This window comes from Paraburkholderia sp. FW306-02-B (assembly GCF_058782725.1).
Window position 1 is genome coordinate 3366728 of the sequence record NZ_JBYSXZ010000001.1, and the last position, 18822, is coordinate 3385549.

At 62.9% G+C, this 18822-nt stretch carries 10 protein-coding genes; 7 read left to right on the forward strand and 3 right to left on the reverse strand.

Annotated elements, in window-relative coordinates; genetic code table 11:
• Positions 1–92: 92 nt before the first annotated feature.
• From AC3WOG_RS14870 to AC3WOG_RS14885, 4 genes are read left to right on the forward strand one after another with little or no spacing between them, the layout of a single operon-like run.
• Complete coding sequence (locus tag AC3WOG_RS14870) at positions 93–1661, forward strand: efflux transporter outer membrane subunit (protein ID WP_492578704.1); 1569 nt, start codon at positions 93–95, stop codon at positions 1659–1661.
• Between the two features lie 11 nt (positions 1662–1672).
• Entirely contained in the window at positions 1673–3883 is a 2211-nt protein-coding gene (locus tag AC3WOG_RS14875; RefSeq protein ID WP_492578705.1) for an FUSC family protein, read from the forward strand.
• The gene (locus AC3WOG_RS14880; RefSeq protein WP_120345994.1) at positions 3873–4073 is read left to right on the forward strand and encodes a DUF1656 domain-containing protein; all 201 of its coding nucleotides are present in this window, start codon (positions 3873–3875) and stop codon (positions 4071–4073) included. The genes AC3WOG_RS14875 and AC3WOG_RS14880 overlap by 11 nt, the downstream gene beginning before the upstream one ends.
• 13 nt (positions 4074–4086) lie before the next feature.
• Positions 4087–4947: an efflux RND transporter periplasmic adaptor subunit gene (locus AC3WOG_RS14885; RefSeq protein ID WP_492578706.1), complete on the forward strand. Its 861-nt coding sequence runs from the start codon at positions 4087–4089 to the stop codon at positions 4945–4947.
• Between the two features lie 941 nt (positions 4948–5888).
• On the opposite strand, the gene AC3WOG_RS14890 is transcribed toward AC3WOG_RS14885, so the two are convergent.
• A complete protein-coding gene (locus AC3WOG_RS14890) occupies positions 5889–7565 on the reverse strand; it encodes a methyl-accepting chemotaxis protein (RefSeq protein WP_492578707.1) in 1677 nt (558 codons plus the stop codon).
• A gap of 492 nt (positions 7566–8057) precedes the next feature.
• Between AC3WOG_RS14890 and AC3WOG_RS14895 the strand changes: the two genes are divergently transcribed.
• A complete protein-coding gene (locus AC3WOG_RS14895; protein WP_492578708.1) occupies positions 8058–9326 on the forward strand; it encodes an MFS transporter in 1269 nt (422 codons plus the stop codon).
• Between the two features lie 228 nt (positions 9327–9554).
• Positions 9555–11459 (forward strand): propionate--CoA ligase, encoded by a 1905-nt coding sequence (locus tag AC3WOG_RS14900; RefSeq protein ID WP_492578709.1) that lies wholly within the window; start codon positions 9555–9557, stop codon positions 11457–11459.
• A 15-nt stretch (positions 11460–11474) separates the two neighbouring features.
• Here AC3WOG_RS14900 and AC3WOG_RS14905 read toward each other — a convergent pair whose 3' ends face one another.
• Together AC3WOG_RS14905 and AC3WOG_RS14910 are read right to left on the reverse strand one after the other, a co-directional pair.
• Positions 11475–12281 carry a 5'-methylthioadenosine/adenosylhomocysteine nucleosidase gene (locus AC3WOG_RS14905; RefSeq protein ID WP_492578710.1) on the reverse strand — a complete coding sequence of 269 codons (807 nt, stop codon included), beginning with the start codon at positions 12279–12281 and terminating at the stop codon, positions 11475–11477.
• A complete protein-coding gene (locus AC3WOG_RS14910; RefSeq protein ID WP_492578711.1) occupies positions 12278–14629 on the reverse strand; it encodes a UvrD-helicase domain-containing protein in 2352 nt (783 codons plus the stop codon). Before AC3WOG_RS14910 ends, AC3WOG_RS14905 begins: the two co-directional genes overlap by 4 nt.
• A gap of 1310 nt (positions 14630–15939) precedes the next feature.
• Here AC3WOG_RS14910 and AC3WOG_RS14915 point away from each other — a divergent pair.
• Positions 15940–18819 (forward strand): valine--tRNA ligase, encoded by a 2880-nt coding sequence (locus tag AC3WOG_RS14915; RefSeq protein ID WP_492578712.1) that lies wholly within the window; start codon positions 15940–15942, stop codon positions 18817–18819.
• The last annotated feature ends 3 nt before the right edge of the window (positions 18820–18822 follow it).

The following is an 18822-nucleotide window of genomic DNA, read 5'->3' on the forward strand; positions in this document are numbered from 1 at the left end:
GTAAAAATGCCTTGCATCTTTACCGGTTATTCCCCAATCAATCGAAAAATATAATGACGCACAAGGTTCTATAGTCATTTATGGAGGAAATCGTGCAGTCTCCGGTACTGAAAGGGGTCGCCGCCGCCGCGGTTCTTACGATCCTATTAACAATCGCCGGCTGTGCCAGTACCGGAGGCATCGCGCCGCAAGCCAGCGGAATCGAGCCCTCCTCGCTCGACGCGGGCAACGCCATCCGGGCAGCCAATGCCGACGCGCAATGGCCTGCCGCCGACTGGTGGCGCGCTTATAACGACCCGCAACTCAACGACTGGATCGAAGCGGCGCAGGCGGGCAATCCGACTCTGGCCGTCGCCCAGGCACGTGTGCGCGAAGCCGTGTCGATGGCGGGCGTTGCCCGTTCGACGCAGTCGCCGCAGGTCAACGGCAGTCTGTCGATCCAGCGTCAGAAATGGGCCGACAACCTGTACTACGGCCCGGGCCCGCTCGCGGGCGAGCAATCGTGGAACAACACCGGCACGCTCGGGCTCTCGTATCACCTGGATATCTGGGGCAAGGACAGGAACGCCGCCGAACGCGCGCTCGACGCCGCTCACGCGAGTGCCGCGGATGCCCGCGCCGCCCAGCTCGAACTGGAGAGCAATGTGGTACGCACGTACATCGAGATGTCGATGAACTACGCGCTGCTCGATATCGCCAGGGCCACGCTGCAGCAACAGCAGCAGATCGCCGATCTGGCCACACGCCGTCTGAAGGGCGGCATCGGCACGCAACTCGAAGTGAGCCAGGCCGAAACGCCGCTACCGGAATACGAGCGTCAGATCGATGCGATCGAAGAGCAGATCGCGCTCGGCCGCAATCAACTGGCCGCGCTGGCCGGCAAAGGTCCGGGCGCGGGCGATTCGATCCGGCGTCCGACGCTCGCGCTCGACGCGCCGGCCGGCCTGCCGGGCACGCTGCCCGCGGATCTGATCGGTCACCGGCCCGATGTGGTCGCGGCGCGCTGGACGGTGGCGGCGCAGGCGCGCGGCGTCGACGTCGCCAAGGCCGATTTCTATCCGGACATCAATCTGCTGGCGTCGATCGGCGGTTATGCGGCGATGGGGCCGCTGTTCCAGTTTCTGAAGAACCCGTCGCATAGCTGGAGCGCCGGTCCGGCGCTGTCGCTGCCGATCTTCGACGGCGGGCGGCTGCGCTCGCAACTTGGCGCGGCGTCGGCGGGCTACGACGAAGCCGTCGATCGCTATAACCAGTCGATCGTCAGCGCGCTCAAGGACATCGCCGATCAGGTGGTGCGAATCCGCTCGCTCGGCACCCAGGCAGCCGACGCCGACCGCTCGGTCGCGGCGGCTCGCAAGAACTACGATCTGTCGCGCGAAGGCTACCGGCGCGGCCTGACCGACTATCTGAACGTGCTGGTCGCGCAAAGCCAGTTGCTGCGCGCGCAGGAAGGCGTCGCGAAGATTCAGGCCGAGCGCCTCGGCGCGCATGCGTCGCTGGTCACCGCCCTGGGCGGCGGCCTCGACGAACCGGCCAACGGTCCACAGGCGAACGAAACGTTGCCCGCGCATGGCAAAGGCAAAGTGAAAGCAGCGGCGGCAGATTCGAGCGTCGCGGCAAGTACAAACCGCTCGTCCTCAGACGCGAACGCGGCAGAGTAAGGAAGCCAACCATGTCCGCCGCCCCTTCTCCCGCCTCGCAGCCGGGCTCGTTCGCCGCGCTCTGCGCAGCCGTCGCCGACTGGGCCCGCGCCGACGGCCGCACCTGGGTCTATCTGTTCAAGGCGCTCGCGGCCTGTTTTCTCGCGCTCGGCATCGCGATGAAGCTCGACCTGCCGCAGCCGCGCACCGCGATGACCACCGTGTTCATCGTGATGCAGCCGCAAAGCGGGATGGTGTTCGCCAAGAGCTTCTACCGGATCTGTGGCACGCTGATCGGCCTCGTCGTGATGCTCGCGTTCATCGGCCTGTTTGCGCAGCAGCCGGAAATGTTCATTGTCGCGACCGCCATCTGGGTCGGCATCTGCACGGCGGGCGCCGCGCGCAACCGCAACTTCAAGTCCTACGGTTTCGTGCTGGCCGGCTATACCGCCGCGCTGATCGGCATTCCCTCTTCGCAGCATCCAGACGGCGCGTTTCTGAGCGCCCTCACGCGGGTCGCCGAAGTGGTGGTCGGCATCATCTGCGCGGGCGCGGTCAGCGGCCTCGTATTGCCGCAGTATGCCGGCTTGCAGATGCGCAGCACCGTGCGCGCGCGCTTCTCGGCGTTCGTCGAGTATGTGTCCGCATCGCTGGCGGGCCGCAACGACCGCGCGCAGATCGAGGCCACCAACGCGCGCTTTGTCGCCGACATCGTCGGTTTCGAAGCGGCGCGCAGCGTGGCCGTGTTCGAAGGCCCCGACTCGCGGATGCGCGGCGGGCGCCTGGCGCGTCTGAACAGCGAGTTCATGACGGCATCGACGCGCTTTCATGCGCTGCATCAGTTGATGAACCGGCTGCGCGATGCAAACACGAACGGCGCGACCGTCGCGATCGATGCGCTCGAACCGTACTTCAAGGAAATCGCCCCGCAGCTCGCGAAGTCTGGCGAACCCGTGCTGAGCGCCGCCGACGCCGCCCACGCCGCCGCGCAACTCGAGGCCTACAAAGCCGCGTTGCCCAAGCGCGTGCGCGCGACGCGCGACGCGCTGGAAACGCATGCGGATGCGCCCCTGCTCGATTTCGACACCGGCGCCGAACTGCTGTACCGCTTCGTCGACGATCTGCACGCGTACGCGGCGACTTACGCGTCGCTCGCCGTCGATATGCACGAGCGCGAACGCTGGATCGAGCGTTACGAGCCGAAGACCAATGCGATCGCAGCGGGCGTAGCCGGCTTGCGCGCGGCCATCGTCATGATGGTGCTCGGCGCGTTCTGGATCGCGACCGCGTGGCCGAGCGGCACGACGCTCGTGCTGACCGCGGCGGCGACCTGCGCGCTGGCGTCGTCGTCGCCGAATCCCATGCGCACGGCGATCCAGATGGGCGGCGGCACGCTGATCGCCTCGGTGATGGGGATGATCGCGGTGTTCGGCGTGTATCCGCACATCGACGGTTTTCCGCTGCTGTGCGCCGCGCTCACGCCGTTCCTGCTGCTCGGCGTATTCATGACGACACGCCCGTCGCTGGCCGGCTACGGCGTCGGCTACTGCATCTTCTTCTGTTTCCTGGCCGGCCCGGACAACGTGATTCACTACGATCCGAGCGGCTTCATCAATGATGCGATAGCGCTGGTGCTGTCGATGCTGGTGTCGTCGATTGCCTTTGCGGTGCTGCTGCCGCCGTCGACGCCCTGGCTGCGCAATCGCCTGCTGATGGACCTGCGCCGCCAGGTGGTGCTGGCGAGCCGCGCGGGCATGAGCCGGGTGCGTTCGCGCTTCGAGAGCGGCGCGCGCGATCTGATGTTCCAGATCAACGCGCTCGCGCAGAACGAACCTGAGCTCAAGCGCGACACCTTGCGCTGGCTGTTCTCGGTGCTCGAAGTGGGCAACGCGATGATCGATCTGCGCCGCGAAGTGGCGGCGCTGCCCGCCGACGCGCGCTATGCGAAGACGATGCCGTGGCGCGTGTCATTGCGGGCGATGCGCAATGCGGTGACCGCGCTCTTCGAGCGGCCGCGCGCGGACCGCTTCGACCGCGCGTTGGCGGCGACCATCGACGCGATCGCCGCGGTTCAGCAGATGCTGGCGACTTTCACGCCGCCGCGTGAGGAGCGACATCGACTGCAACGCATCCTGAGTCAACTGCATTTCATTCGTACCGCGCTGCTCGATCCGCAATCGCCGCTGGAAACGCTGGTGAGCGGACGAGCCAACGCGTCTGAAGGAGTTCGTCATGCCACGTGATATTGCCGTTTTCGACGCCTACGTGCCGGCCATCGTGCTGCTGTTTATCGCGGGCGCCGCGCTTACCTGGGTGTTGGACCGCGCGATTGCCTATACGGGCTTGTATCGCGTGGTGTGGCATCCATCCCTGTTCCGGGCCAGCTTGCTCGTGTGTGTGTGCGGCGTGCTGGGTCTCGCCGTTTATCGTTGATCAGAGTCGAAACATGACCATCCGAAATATTGTGGGCTTCATCGCGACAGCGATTATTTTTATCGTCGCGATTTTGATTGGACGCGTGTTGTGGGTTCATTACATGGACGAACCATGGACTCGCGATGGGCGCGTGCGCGCTGAGATTGTGAATGTTGCGCCTGACGTCTCCGGCGCGGTTGTCGACCTGCCGGTGAAGGACAACCAGTTGGTGAAAAAGGGCGATCTGTTGATGCAGATCGATCCGTCGCACTATGAGATTGCTGTCGAGCAGGCTCAAGCTGCGGTTGCGGCGCGCAAGGCTGAGTTGCAGATGAAACGGGATGATGCGCAGCGGCGCGCGGATATGGATGCTTTGGTCGTGTCCAAAGAAAGCCGTGAGAATGCTACTCACACGGCTTCCGCTGCTGATGCCGCGTATCAGCAAGCTTTGGCCGCGCTTGATGCTGCCAGGCTGAATCTTGCGCGGACGCGGGTGATTTCGCCTGTTGACGGTTATGTCACTAATCTCAATGTTTTTCGTGGGGATTATGCGACTGCTGGTTCTGCCAAGCTGGCTATTGTCGATAGTCATTCCTTCTGGGTTTATGGGTACTTTGAGGAGACGAAGCTTCCTCATGTTCGCGTTGGAGATAAGGCCGAAGTTCGGCTGATGAGTGGCGGCACCCTCCAGGGGCATGTCGAGAGCATCTCTCGAGGGATTTATGATCGGGATAATCCCGAAAGCCGCGAGTTGCTGGCTGATGTGAATCCGACTTTCAACTGGGTTAGGTTGGCACAGAGAGTGCCCGTTCGGGTGAGGATTGATTCTGTGCCTGATGATGTTGTGCTTGCAGCAGGCATTACTTGTACTGTTGTTGTTAGACCCGGCTGATTCTGCTTGCCTTCGCGGCGCTATTGGTTGTGTGCCTGCGGCGTTGGCCTTTCCTTGATTTCTTAGTGGTCTATTAGCGTCGCCCCTGTGCGGGGCAGGCACTTACTTTCTTTGCCGCCGCAAAGAAAGTAAGCAAAGAAAGCGGCTTCACACCGCCAGCTCTTAAGCGGGTCCCCTGGCTTGGAGGAGGTAGTGGCGCATCTGGAATCGGTGTTCTCGTACATTCAGCGCTGGTGACAAGGCAGTCATACTTCCGGCGGCGCTGCGCGCGCCGTGGCGGTACTTCCCCAAACCAGCGGGAGGTTCGGCGCCCGCGTTTTCACACGCAAGCCGCACGGTAGTTTCCAGACTACTTGCCAGGTTCGGTACCCAAATTTAGTTTGTCACTGAGGTTTCGCTTCCGTGTGATGCGAGCCATCGGCTTCACCCCGGCGAGGGCCCCGAATGTGCGAGTGCATCCCATCACGTGGAGCGAAGCGCCGGTACGGCAGTGAGGATTGGCGACGCAACGGCGGGCCGCCGCGCCGGGCAAAACGCGAGCACCGTGGTGAGGCATGGGGGACGCGCGGACGAGTCATTTTGGACGCAGTTCGAGCCACAGCGCCGACCTGGGCGCGGGCGCCAAAACCGGCGGGCGGTTGTTGAAGTACCGCTACGGCGCGCGCAGCGCCGCCGGAAGCATGACGGCCTTGTCACCAGCGCGAAGTGTGCGAGGGCACCGATTCCAGATGCTCCGCTACCTCCTCCAAGCCAGGGGACCCGCTTCAAAGCTGGCGGTGTAAAGCCGCTTTCTTTTGCCTACTTTTCTTTGCGGCAGGCAAAGAAAAGTAGGTGCTCCCCCGCACAGGGGGAACGCTAATAAACCAATAAGAAAGCAAGGAAAGGCCACCGCCGCAGGCGTACAGCCAATAGCGCCACGCAGGCAAATAAAAAAACAAACCTTATAACCTAAACTTCCCCACCATCAACTTCAACCCTCGCGCCTGGTCATCCAAAGACCGAGCAGCCGCAGTAGCCTGCTCAACAAGAGCGGCATTCTGTTGAGTACCAGAATCCATCTGCGTAACCGCAAGGTTAATCTCTTCAATCCCGGCACTCTGCTCGGAAGAAGCAGCCGAAATCTCTCCCATGATGTCGGTCACGCGCTTCACGGCTTTAACGACTTCGTCCATAGTCTGCCCAGCGTCCTGGGCCAAAGTCGACCCATTGCTCACCCGCTCGACAGAGGTACTAATCAACCCCTTGATCTCCTTCGCAGCAGCCGCACTCCGCTGAGCCAGATTCCGTACTTCGGCGGCAACAACAGAAAACCCGCGCCCTTCTTCACCAGCCCGCGCAGCCTCAACAGCCGCATTCAAAGCCAGAATATTGGTCTGAAAAGCAATCCCCTCGATCACGCCGATGATGTCGCCAATACTGCGCGCGCTATCGTTGATCTCATTCATCGTCGCGACCACACGCCCCACCACCGCGCCCCCCTTCTCCGCGATCTCCGAGGCGTTATTAGCCAGCGTGCTAGCCTGCTTCGCGTTGTCCGCGTTCTGCCGTACCGTCGACGTCAACTGCTCCATGCTGCTCGCAGTCCGCTCGAGCGCCATCGCCTGTTGCTCGGTGCGCTGCGACAAATCCTGGTTGCCCATCGAAATCTCGCCCGATGCAGTCGCAATCGCGTCAGCACTCGCAGCAATGTCGGAGACAGTGGTCGAGAGGCCGCTCTGCATGTCGTGCAGCGCGTACAACATACTCGACTTGTCCTTGCGGCCCAGCGCGATCTGATTCGACAGATCGCCCGCCGCGATCCGGCTGGCGATCTCCTTCGCGTATCCCGGCTCGCCGCCGAGTTGCGCGCCCAGGCGTCGCACCACCCACTCGCTGATGCCGAATGCCAGCGCGATCAGTGCGACCGTCATCACCGCGATCATCACGAACGACGAGTGGTAGATAAAGCCCGACGCCTCGATGGTCGCCTTCGCAGCCGTGCCGCGCTGCGCGACCAGCTCGTCGACGAGTTTTTCCAGCTTGCCGGTTTCAACCAGCAGCGACACATCCTGCGTGCCGACCTGCCAGTTCATCTGCGACAGATCGAGCGGCTGCGCTTTCACCAGCGTCACGAAATCGCGCAAGTGACCACTCCACGTCGCGACGGCGGCGGCGAATTTCTTCTGCTGATCGGCCGCCTTGGCGTCCGAGGCGTCGACGTACTGTTGCAGCGTGCCGAGTTGCGCGGCAAGGCCGCTCAAACCCTTGTCGATGTCGGCGCCGAGCTCGTCGCGCTCCTTCGCGGTGGTCGCGGTCAGCAGCATCTTTTGCGCGCGGCTCGCGCGCAGCATGTGGCCGCGCGCCTCTTCGGCGGCGCGGCTGGCGACGTGCCCCTGGTCGTAGATGGACTGCGCGGAACCGTTCAGGCGGCTGATCTGGGTCAGCGAAAACACGCCGATCGCAAGCGTGCCGATCAGCAGCACCGCAAACGCCAGCCGCAACATCGCCTTCACCGACAAGCCCTTGAGCCGCACAGCCCGTCCCCGGCTGCCCTGCCCATGCGATTGCGACTTGCCTGCCACTTCTCCTTCCGGTACGAAGCCCGCGCCCGTCTGGCCACCCAGCGAAACTGCTTTCATATTTCTAGTCCCCACGTGTCGAACTGCCGAAAAGGTCGGTTCCGGCATTGCTTCCTATCTCTCCGGGTCTACGGCATAAACGTCTGCGATCTTTAGCGCCGCCCGCATTCATGCCGACCGCGTGTCGCCCGGTCCCGGGCAGCGCCGCCTCGTAAGCCGCGCGCCCGCGACCGTTTTATACATGGCCAAAAATGCCCGAACCGTATTTCTGAGACGGCTTGCCAGCCGCGCCTATCCGTGGCACGCATCCGCCGCCAGGCACCGTCATGGTGCCGAAAACGTCGGATCCCCACCTATTTGCGACACCCAAAGTCGTCCGATTTGCGACAAAACTTGTCCTTATAATTCATGTAAGCCACATTAAACTTAGACAAATAGCTGACAGCGCCGGGCGCCGCGTCGAAATGCCGCGGCATCGAAACCAGCAATGAACCTAAGCCGGCAGCCTCGATGCATTACCCGTCATCCTTTTCCTTCTCTCTCATCTAGCGTATGGAAACGAGCCTCGAAAAAAGCGCCCTTGCCGGCGCGTCAGCCGGTACCGCCAATCCCGCCCACCTCGCCGCCGCCGCGCAGCCGGCGGCCAAAGTCCAGCGCACGGTCTATTCCGTGCTCGGTGCGATCAGCTTTTCGCACCTGCTCAACGACATGATCCAGTCGCTGATTCTGGCCATCTATCCGATGCTGAAAGACAACTTTTCGTTGTCGTTCGGTCAGATCGGCCTGATTACGCTGACCTACCAGATCACCGCGTCATTGCTGCAACCGCTCGTCGGCATCTATACGGATAAGCATCCGAAGCCGTATTCGCTGCCGGTCGGCATGGGCTTCACGCTCGCTGGCCTGCTGCTGATGTCGATCGCGCCGAGTTTCGGCGTGCTGCTGGTCGCGGCGGCGCTGGTCGGCTGCGGCTCGTCGGTGTTTCATCCGGAGTCGTCGCGGGTAGCGCGGATGGCCTCGGGTGGCCGCCACGGTCTCGCGCAGTCGCTGTTCCAGGTGGGCGGCAATGCGGGTTCGTCGCTCGGGCCGCTGCTCGCCGCGTTGATCGTGATTCCGCACGGCCAGCGCAGCATCGCGTGGTTTTCGGTGGCGGCGCTCGTCGCGATCGTCGTGCTCACGCAGATCGGCCGCTGGTACAAGCAGCATCCGTCGGTGAAGAAGGCGCGCAATGTGGCCGGGCACGCGACGCTGTCGCGCAACAAGGTCATGTTCGCGATGGGCGTGCTGATCCTGCTGGTGTTCTCGAAGTACTTCTACCTCGCCAGCATCAACAGCTACTTCACCTTCTATCTGATCGACAAATTCCATCTGCCGGTGCAGGCCGCGCAGGTCCATCTGTTCGTGTTCCTCGCGGCGGTTGCCGCGGGCACGGTGATCGGCGGTCCGATCGGCGACAAGATCGGCCGCAAGTATGTGATCTGGGTGTCGATCCTCGGCGTCGCGCCGTTCACGCTGCTGCTGCCGTATGCGAATCTGTTCTGGACCGGCGTGCTGACCGTGATCATCGGCGTGGTGCTGGCCTCGGCGTTCTCGGCGATCCTGGTCTATGCGCAGGAGCTGATCCCCGGCAAAGTGGGGATGGTCGCGGGGCTGTTCTTCGGTTTCGCGTTCGGCATGGGCGGAATCGGCGCGGCCGTGCTCGGCCAGTTGGCCGACGCCACCAGCATCGCGTATGTGTACAAGGTCTGCTCGTTCCTGCCGCTGATCGGCATGCTGACGGTGTTTCTGCCGGATGTCGAAGGCAAGCGCGCGAAAGCGTGATGGGTTCGCCCGGCAGTTGCATGAGGAAGAAGGCGCTGCGGCGCCTTTTTTCTTTGGGCCGAGGGTTTGCCATCTGGATCGCCCCGCCCCCGCTCATGGTGAACCCGCGTTGTCCGCACGGCCGCACGTGCTCTATGCTTGTGCGGATACACGCCCCGCTCTCGCGCCGTACAAACCGCGCGTGTGACTCGAGATTCGTTCACGCACGCAGCAGAAGGATCGACGCCGATGACAAGCTATCGCGACTTCCACCGCCGTTCGATCGAGAACCCCGAGGCATTCTGGCGCGATGAAGCGCGGCGGATTCATTGGGAGACGCCGTTCGACAGCGTGCTCGACCGCTCGAATCCGCCGTTTGCGCGCTGGTTCATCGGCGGGCGCACGAACCTGTGCCATAACGCGGTGGACCGGCATCTTGCCGAGCGCGCGCAGCAGAACGCGCTGGTGTATGTGTCGACGGAAACCGGCATCGAGCGACGCTACACGTACGCCGAGCTGTACGCGGAAATCAACCGCATGGCCGCGGTGATGCGCTCGCTAGGCGTAAAGCGTAGCGACGTCGTGCTGCTCTATCTGCCGATGATTCCCGAAGCGCTGTTCGCGATGCTCGCCTGCGCGCGGCTCGGCGCGATTCACTCGGTGGTGTTCGGCGGCTTCGCCGCGCCGAATCTCGCCGCCCGCATCGACGATGCGAAACCCGTGCTGATCGTCACCGCCGACGCCGGCGCGCGCGGCGGCAAAGTGATCGACTACACGCCACTGGTCGATGAAGCGCTCGCGCGGGCGGCGCACAAGGCCCCACACGTGTTGCTGATCGACCGGCAGCTCGCCCCCGAGCGTCTCAACGCAAGCTATCTGGTCGCCTACGAGCCACTGCGCGAGCAGTTTTTCGACGCCCATGTGCCGTGCGAATGGCTCGAATCGAACGAGCCCTCGTATGTGCTGTACACGTCGGGCACGACCGGCAAGCCGAAGGGCGTGCAGCGGGATGTGGGCGGCTATGCGGTGGCGCTGGCGGCATCGATGGAACACATCTTTCAGGGCCAGCCCGGCGACACGATGTTCACGGCGTCGGATGTGGGCTGGGTGGTCGGCCATAGCTACATCGTCTACGCGCCGCTGATTGCAGGCCTGACCACCGTGATGTACGAAGGCACGCCGATTCGCCCGGACGGCGGCATCTGGTGGCGCCTCGTCGCGCAGCACAAGATCAACCTGATGTTCACCGCGCCGACCGCACTGCGCGTGCTGAAAAAGCAGGACCCGGCGCTGCTGAAGAAAGCCGACCTGTCGAGCCTGCGCGCGCTGTTCCTGGCCGGCGAACCGCTCGACGAACCGACCGCCGCATGGATCGCCGACGCGCTCGGCAAGCCGGTGATCGACAACTACTGGCAGACCGAGACCGGCTGGCCGATGCTGGCGATTCCGCGCGGCGTTCAGGCGTTGCCGACCAAACTCGGTTCGCCGGGCGTACCGTCCGCCGGCTTCAACCTGACCTTGCGCAACGAACTAACCGGCGAGCCCTGCGCGCCCGGTGAAAAAGGCGTGCTCACGCTCGGTTATCCGCTGCCACCGGGCTGCATGTCGACCGTATGGGGCGACGATAAGCGCTTTGTCAGCACGTACTGGTCGAGCATCCCGAACCAGCAGGTCTACTCGACGTTCGACTGGGGCATCCAGGACACAGACGGTTACGTGACGATCCTCGGCCGCACCGACGACGTGATCAACGTCGCCGGTCATCGGCTGGGCACGCGCGAAATCGAGGAAGCGTTGTCGAGCCACGCGGCGGTCGCGGAGGTCGCGGTAGTCGGCGTGACGGACGCGCTGAAGGGCCAGGTGGCGATGGCGTTCGTGGTGCTGCGCGACGCACAGGCCTACGATGGCGACCAGGCGCGGGAGAAGCTGGAAGCGGCGCTGACCGCGACGGTCGACCGGCAGCTCGGTGCGATTGCGCGGCCGGCACGCGTGCATGTGGTGTCGATGCTGCCGAAGACGCGCTCCGGCAAGCTGCTACGCCGCGCGATTGCGGCGTTGGCGGAAGGACGCGAGCCGGGGGATTTGCCGACGATCGAAGATCCGGCGGCGTTGCAGCAGGTGCGCGAGGCGCTAGGCGGATCGGGACAAGGTTAGCTCGCGAAGCGCGATTCAAACCGTGCTGCGCGCCTCCAGAAACCGCTTCAGGATCGCGTTCGAATACGTCCCGGCAATCTCCGTCAGAAACGACGCGAACGACTGCGGCGCGTGATCGTCCGCGGTATCCGAGATGGTTCGCACGACCGCGCACGGCACGCCGTACTCGTGACAGACCTGCGCGATCGCCGCGCCTTCCATCTCGACGGCCAGTGCATCCGGCAACGCATCGCGCAAGGCCTGTACACCGGCCACGCTGGCGACGAACTGATCGCCGCTGATGATCAACCCGCAATGCACCCGCGGCGTGTGCGTACCGAAGCGCGCCGCCGAGGCCGTGCCCTCTTCGGCGACAAACCGCTCGCACGCGGCAGCGAGTTGCCCGGCAAGCGCCGCGTCGGCTGCAAACCGGGACATGCCGAGCAGGGGCACTTCAAAGCGTGGAAACAGCGGCGACGCGTCGAGATCGTGTTGCAGCAGCGCGTGGGCAACGACGATGTCGCCGACCCGCACCTCCCGCCCCACGCCGCCCGCGACGCCCGTGAACACGACCGCCTCGACATCGAACGCATGAATCAGCGCGCTGACGGTTGCCGCCGCCGCGACCTTGCCGACTCGCGCCAACGTCACCACGCACGGCGCGCCGTGCACGGTGCCGAGGTGATAGTCGCGCTGACCGTGCGTGATGGTGCGCACACCCGATTCGCCGCGCATCGCTTCGATCAGATCGCCGAGCTCCTGGGGCAACGCCGCCAGAATGCCGAGCGGACGATGCGTGACAGGAGCGCCGCTATGGGCGACATCGACACTGGCTGTACTCATTCGACCGCCTGCAGTTTGGCGACCGCGAGCGCCAGCCACTTCTCGCCATGCCGCTTGAATTTGACCTGCGCTTTCGCGTCGGTGCCGCCGCCTTCGAGCGCGGTGATCGTGCCTTCGCCGAACTTCGTGTGGAACACTTGTTGGCCGACGCGGAAACCGGTTTCCGCCGCGCGCTGTTCGTTGGCAAAGGCCGGCAACGGCGCGGGCGTCGACGACGCAGCGCCCGTATACCCCGGCCGCGCAAACCAGTCGCGTCCATAACCGGCGTTATCCGACCGGCCGCCCCAGCGCGCGCCCGCCTCGACCTTCGGCGTGAGCCACTTGAGCGTTTCTTGCGGCAATTCATCGAAGAAACGCGAACGGATGTTGTAGCGCGTCTGACCATGCAGCATCCGGCTTTGCGCGAACGACAGATACAAACGCTCCTTCGCCCGCGTGATCGCCACGTACATCAGACGGCGCTCTTCCTCCAGACCGTCCGATTCCATCGCGCTGTTCTCATGCGGGAACAGCCCCTCTTCGAGACCGGTGATGAATACCGCGGTGAATTCCAGGCCCTTGGCCGCGTGCACCGTCATCAACTGAACGGCTTCCTGGCCTGCTTGCGCCTGGTTGTCGCCCGCTTCGAGCGACGCGTGAGACAGGAAACCGGCGAGCGGCGTCATCGTGTCCGGGTTTTGCGCCGGATCGGCGATGTCCGGCGCATCCAGCACGACGGTATTCGGATCGTCGGTGGCAACGGCGAGTTCGGGTGCCGCGGTGGCGCCGGGACGCAGCGGAATCGAGCGCGCCGGCGTATCCATGCCATAGCCTTCCTCGCTGACGAAAGCGGCGGCGGCGTTGACCAGTTCCTGCAAGTTTTCCAGCCGGTCCTGGCCTTCGCGTTCGTTCTGGTAGAACTCCGTGAGACCGCTCGCGCGCACCACGTATTCGACCGTTTCCGGCAGGCTCATCTGCTGCGTTTCCGCGCGCATCCTGCCGATCAGATTCGCGAAGCCGGCGAGACTCGAACCCGCCTTGCCCGCGACATACGGAATCGCCGCGGCCATCGAACAGTTGTAGAGACGCGCCGCGTCCGCGAGTTGTTCGATCGAACGCGCGCCGATGCCGCGCGTCGGGAAATTGACGACGCGCGCGAACGCGGTGTCGTCGTTCGGATTGTCGATCAGGCGCAGATACGCGAGCGCGTGCTTGACTTCCTGACGCTCGAAAAAGCGCAGACCGCCGTACACGCGATACGCGATGCCCGCGTTCACCAGCGTGTGTTCGATCGTGCGCGACTGCGCGTTGCTGCGGTACAGGATCGCGATTTCGCTGCGCGACGTGCCCGTGCTGATGAGCGCCTTGATTTCCTCGACGATCCAGCCGGCTTCCTGCGAATCGGTCGCGGACTCATACACGCGCACCGGTTCGCCGTGGCCCGCGTCGGTGCGCAGATTCTTGCCCAGACGGCGCGAGTTATTGGCGATCAGCTGATTGGCCGCATCGAGAATATGGCCGTGCGAGCGATAGTTCTGCTCGAGCTTGATCAGATGGCGGACATTGAACTCATGTTCGAAGTCGCGCATGTTGCCGACGTTCGCGCCGCGGAACGCGTAGATCGACTGATCGTCGTCACCGACGGCGAAGATCGAGTTGGTCTGGCCCGCGAGCAGCTTGAGCCATGCGTATTGCAGCTTGTTGGTGTCCTGGAACTCGTCGACCAGAATGTGGCGAAAGCGCGCCTGGTAGTGGGCACGCAGCGGCGGGTTGTGCGCGAGAAGCTCATGGCAGCGCAGCAGCAGTTCCGGAAAATCGACGACGCCTTCGCGCTGGCATTGCTGATCGTAGGCTTCGTAGAGCTCGACAAATTTGCGGTTGAAATTGTCGGTAGCGTCGACGTCTTTCGGGCGCAGGCCCTGTTCTTTGGCGTTGTTGATGAAGTACTGGAGATTTTTCGCCGGGTACTTTTCATCGTCGATGTTGAGGCCCTTCATCAGACGCTTGATCGCGGAGAGCTGGTCCGCGGTATCGAGGATCTGGAAGGTGGCCGGCAATCCGGCATCACGATGGTGGGCCCGCAGCATGCGGTTGCACAGACCGTGGAAGGTGCCGATCCACATGCCTCTTGTGTCGATCGGCAAGAGCGCCGAGAGACGCGACATCATTTCGCGGGCGGCTTTATTGGTGAAGGTCACCGCCAGGATGGTCGCGGGCGATGCCAGCCCGTGCTGGATGAGCCACGCGATGCGCGTGATCAGGACACGGGTTTTGCCGCTACCCGCGCCGGCCAGGATGAGCGCTGGCTCGTTTGGCAGCGTTACCGCGGCGTGTTGTTCGGGGTTTAGATTGGCTAGCAGATCGGGCATTTTGTGGGAGGGACGGCGAGTGCGTCCGACATTATATGCCCCTCCGGGGTTGCGGGTTTTTTGGGTTTTTTTGGGGTTTCTTGCCCTCCCGGCGGGTTGTGTCTGTGGGCCTGCGGCGTTGCCTTTCCTTGCTTTGTTATTGGTTTATTAGCGTTCTCCCTGCGCTGTTTGCCTACTCGGCGCTTCTGGTTGTACGCCTGCGGCGTTGGCCTTTCCTTGTTTTGTTATTGGTTTATTAGCGTTCCCCCTGCGCTGTTTGCCTACTCGGCGCTTCTGGTTGTACGCCTGCGGCGTTGGCCTTTCCTTGTTTTGTTATTGGTTTATTAGCGTTCCCCCTGTGCGGGGGAGCACCTACTTTTCTTTGCCTGCCGCAAAGAAAAGTAGGCAAAAGAAAGCGGCTTTACACCGCCAGTTCTTAAGCGGGTCCCCTGGCTTGGAGGAGGCAGTGGCGCATCTGGAATCGGTGCTCTCGCACACTCCGCGCTGGTGACAAGGCCGTCATGCTTCCGGCGGCGCTACGCGCGCCGCAGCGGTACTTCTCAACACCAACTGGCGGTATGCGCTTCCCGCATTATTCTTCCCGCCTCGCACTACGTGCTTGCTGGAACGGTTTGCAAGGGAAACGAGTGGGTTCGTTTTTTTTTCGTGGGGGCCATCGGCTTCGTCTCGGCGAGGCACCCGAATGTGCGAGTGCGTCCCATCACGTGGAGCGAAGCGCCGGTACGGCAGTGAGGACTGGCGATGCAACGGCGGGCCGCCGCGCCGGGCAAAACGCGAGCACCTTGGTGAGGCATGGGGGACACGAGGACGAGTCATTTTGGACGCAGTGCGAGCCACAACGCCGACCTGGGCGCGGGCGCCAAAACCGGCGGGCGGTTGTTGAAGTACCGCTACGGCGCGCGCAGCGCCGCCGGAAGCATGACTGCCTTGTCACCAGCGCGAAGTGTGCGAGGGCACCGATTCCAGATGCTCCGCTACCTCCTCCAAGCCAGGGGACCCGCTTCAAAGCTGGCGGTGTAAAGCCGCTTTCTTTTGCCTACTTTTCTTTGCGGCAGGCAAAGAAAAGTAGGTGCTCCCCCGCACAGGGGGAACGCTAATAAACCAATATCAAATCAAGGAAAGGCCACCGCCGCAGGCGAACAGCCAATAGCGCCGCGCACGCAAAAAACCAAGAAAAACCCAACCCCGTAAGCATACAGACAATGCCGCCGCCAAAGGCAAAAAAACAGCCAAACCCACCCCCCCAAAGCCCCCCAACCGCAGCGCCGCTTATAATCGAGCATTCTTTGCATCTTCCAGCAGACCGACAAATGAGCGAGACCCCGAGCGACACCACCTCCACCCTTGCAAAAAGCTTCGAGCCCCACACCATCGAAGCCCATTGGGGTCCCGAATGGGAAAAGCACGCCTACGCGGCGCCATCCTTCGACGAGAACAAGAAAGACTTCTCGATTCAACTGCCGCCCCCGAACGTCACGGGCACCCTCCACATGGGCCATGCGTTCAATCAGACGATCATGGACGGCCTCACCCGCTATCACCGCATGCTCGGTGAAAACACCCTCTGGGTGCCCGGCACGGACCACGCGGGTATCGCCACGCAAATCGTCGTCGAACGTCAACTGGACGCCCAAGGCATCTCGCGCCACGACCTCGGCCGCGAAAAATTCACCGAACGCGTCTGGGAATGGAAGCAGCAATCCGGCTCGACCATCACGAATCAGGTGCGCCGTCTCGGCGCATCGATCGACTGGTCGCGCGAATACTTCACGATGGACGACAAAATGTCGGCCGCCGTGCGCGATGTCTTCGTACGTCTGTATGAACAAGGCCTGATCTATCGCGGCAAGCGCCTCGTCAACTGGGATCCGGTCCTGATGACCGCCGTCTCCGACCTCGAAGTCGTCAGCGAGGAAGAAAACGGCCACCTCTGGCACATCCAGTACCCGCTCACGGACGGCTCGGGGCATCTGACGGTCGCCACCACGCGTCCGGAAACCATGCTCGGCGACACCGCCGTGATGGTCCATCCGGAAGACGAACGCTACGCGCACCTGATCGGCAAAACGGTCACGCTGCCACTCTCCGGCCGCGAAGTCCCGATCATCGCCGACGACTACGTCGACCGCGAATTCGGCACCGGTGTCGTCAAAGTCACGCCCGCGCACGACCTCAATGACTATCAGGTCGGTCAGCGCCACAACCTGCCGCAAATCGAAATCCTCACGCTCGACGCGAAGATCAACGACAACGCGCCGGAAAAATACCGCGGTCTGGACCGTTTCGATGCCCGCAAGCTAGTCGTCGCCGACCTCGAAGCAATCGGCGCACTCGAATCGGTCAAACCGCACAAGCTGATGGTGCCTCGCGGCGACCGTACCGGCGTCATCATCGAGCCGATGCTGACGGACCAATGGTTCGTCGCGATGAGCAAGCCGGCCCCGGAAGGCACCTTCAATCCGGGCAAATCGATCGCGCAAACGGCGCTGGACGTGGTTCGCCGCGGCGAAATCAAGCTCGTGCCGGAAAACTGGACCACGACCTACTATCAATGGCTCGAAAACATCCAGGACTGGTGCATCTCGCGCCAACTCTGGTGGGGTCATCAGATCCCGGCCTGGTACGGCGAAAACGGTGAAATCTTCGTCGCCAAAACGGAAGAGGAAGTCCGCGCCAAGGCCTCCGCGGCCGGCTACACGGGCGCCCTGAAGCGCGATGAAGATGTGCTCGACACGTGGTTCTCGTCGGCGCTGGTGCCGTTCTCGTCGCTCGGCTGGCCCAACGAAACGACGGAGCTGAAGCACTTCCTGCCGTCGTCGGTGCTGGTCACCGGTTTCGACATCATCTTCTTCTGGGTCGCCCGCATGGTCATGATGACCACGCACTTCACCGGCAAGGTGCCGTTCGACACGGTCTACGTGCACGGTCTGGTGCGCGACCACGAAGGCCAGAAGATGTCGAAGAGCAAGGGCAACACGCTCGACCCGATCGATATCGTCGACGGCATCGATCTTGATACGCTTGTCGCCAAGCGCACCACCGGTCTGATGAATCCGAAGCAGGCCGCGTCGATCGAAAAGAAAACCCGCAAGGAATTCCCGGACGGCATCCCGGCCTTCGGCACGGACGCGCTGCGCTTCACGATGGCGTCGATGGCCACGCTCGGCCGCAACGTCAACTTCGATCTGGCGCGCTGCGAAGGCTATCGCAACTTCTGCAACAAGCTGTGGAATGCCACGCGTTTCGTGCTGATGAACTGCGAAGGCCATGACTGCGGTTTCGGCAAGCCGGAACAATGCGGCGAATGCGGCCCGGACGGCCACCTGAATTTCTCGTCGGCCGATCGCTGGATCGTCTCGCACCTGCAACGCGTCGAAGCGGAAATCGCCAAGGGTTTTGCCGACTATCGCTTCGACAATGTGGCCAACGCCCTATACAAGTTCGTGTGGGACGAATACTGTGACTGGTATCTCGAACTCGCCAAGGTTCAGATCCAGACGGGTCAGCCGAACCAGCAGCGCGCCACGCGCCGCACGCTGCTGCGCGTACTCGAAACCGTATTGCGCCTCGCGCATCCGGTAATTCCGTTCATTACCGAAGCGTTGTGGCAAAAAGTAGCGCCGTTGGCCGGTCGTTATCCGCAAGGCAAGGCAGAGGGCGAAGCGTCCATCATGGTGCAGCCCTACCCCGTCGCCGAGCCGTCGAAGCTCGACGAGGAGGCGGAGCAATGGGCGGCGGACCTGAAAGCAGTGATCGACGCATGCCGGAATCTGCGCGGCGAAATGAATCTGTCGCCGGCGACCAGGGTGCCGCTGCTCGCGACCGGCAACGCCGAGCGCCTGCGCACCTTTGCGCCGTACGCTCAGGCGTTGGCCCGTTTGTCGGAAGTGCAGATCATTGCCGACGAGGCGAGCCTGGACGCGCAGGCGGATGGCGCGCCAATTGCTATCGTAGGGAATGACAAGCTAGTGCTGAAGGTGGAAATCGACGTGGCCGTCGAGCGCGAACGCCTGTCGAAGGAGATTGCGCGGCTCACCACGGAAGTGACGAAATGCAATGCCAAATTGCAGAATGAAAGCTTTGTTGCGAAGGCGCCGCCCGCAGTCGTTGAGCAGGAGCAGAAAAGGCTGGCAGAATTTGAAACCACTATCGGCAAGCTGAAAGCCCAACTGGCGCGCTTGCCCGCCTGATCG